The 1,157-nt window shown below is 64.9% G+C and carries 1 protein-coding gene and 1 pseudogene; both read left to right on the forward strand.

The genetic code is table 11. The features are described from left to right. Nucleotides 1-259, forward strand: a 259-nt coding sequence (locus tag JCM21793_RS27995; RefSeq protein WP_036541720.1) for a nicotinate-nucleotide--dimethylbenzimidazole phosphoribosyltransferase, incomplete at its 5' end; no start/stop codon positions are given. A gap of 2 nt (nucleotides 260-261) precedes the next feature. Beyond that, nucleotides 262-1,022, forward strand: a pseudogene (gene cobF, locus JCM21793_RS28000) (precorrin-6A synthase (deacetylating)). Nucleotides 1,023-1,157: the final 135 nt, after the last annotated feature.

Below are 1,157 nucleotides of genomic sequence, written 5' to 3' on the forward strand. Positions count from 1 at the left end.
TTTCGTGTGCGGCGCGGCGGTCGCGCCGCTCGCGCGTCTTGGCGATGACGGTCTGGCGCACGCCATTGCCGGCCATGTTTCCGCCGAACCCGGCCACCGGAAACTGCTTGCCGAACTCGGCCTCAGGCCGCTGCTCGATCTCGACATGCGGCTTGGCGAAGGGTCCGGCGCGTGCCTTGCCATCAACATTCTGCGCGGCGCGCTTGCCTGCCATAACGGCATGGCGACCTTCGCCGAAGCCGGCGTTTCGGACGGTTGACCATGCGCACGCTCTCGCTCATCGGCATCGGCACGGGCAATCCCGAACACATGACGGTTCAGGGCATCAACGCGCTGAATCGGGCCGACGTGATCCTCATTCCCCGCAAGGGGGAAGCGAAGGAGGATCTGGCCGATCTGCGCCGTGTCATCTGCGAGCGGTTTCTGGAAGGCGGCACGACGCGGATCGTGGAGTTCGATCTGCCGGTGCGCGATGCGGACAATCCCAGCTACCGCCGGGGCGTGGACGACTGGCACATGGCCATCGCCCGCGCCTATGGCGATCTGCTTGCGGCGCACACGGGCGAGACGGGCCGTGCGGCCTTTCTCGTCTGGGGCGATCCTTCGCTTTACGACAGCACGCTGCGCATCGTCGAGCACATGCGCCGCGAGACGGCGCTTGCGGTCGCGCTGGAGGTGGTGCCGGGCATCACCAGCATTCAGGCGCTCGCGGCCAGTCACCGCATGCCGGTCAACACGATCGGCGGTTCGGTGCTGATAACCACGGGAAGACGGCTGAAGGCGGAAGGCTTTCCGCCCAACGCCGACACGCTTCTCGTCATGCTCGACGGCGACTGCGCCTTCCGCACGCTCGATGCCGACGCTACGAGATTTACTGGGGTGCGTATCTGGGCACGGCGGATGAGCTTCTGATTAGTGGGCTGCTGGGGGAGGTGATGGAGCAGATTGTGGAGACGCGGGCCAGAGCGCGGGAAGACAAGGGCTGGATCATGGATACCTATCTCTTGCGGGTCAGGGGGTAGGTTCGGCGGACTTCATCCCGCCCTCGCCCTTCGACAAGCTCAGGATGAGGGCTGTGTGGGCGCTTCACCTTTCTGTGGCGAGGGGGCTGAATTATACCCGTTTCCGCTCAACAGGGTTTCTAACCACGATCCATG

The organism is Nitratireductor aquibiodomus NL21 = JCM 21793 (genome assembly GCF_000615975.1).
GTDB lineage: Bacteria > Pseudomonadota > Alphaproteobacteria > Rhizobiales > Rhizobiaceae > Nitratireductor > Nitratireductor aquibiodomus.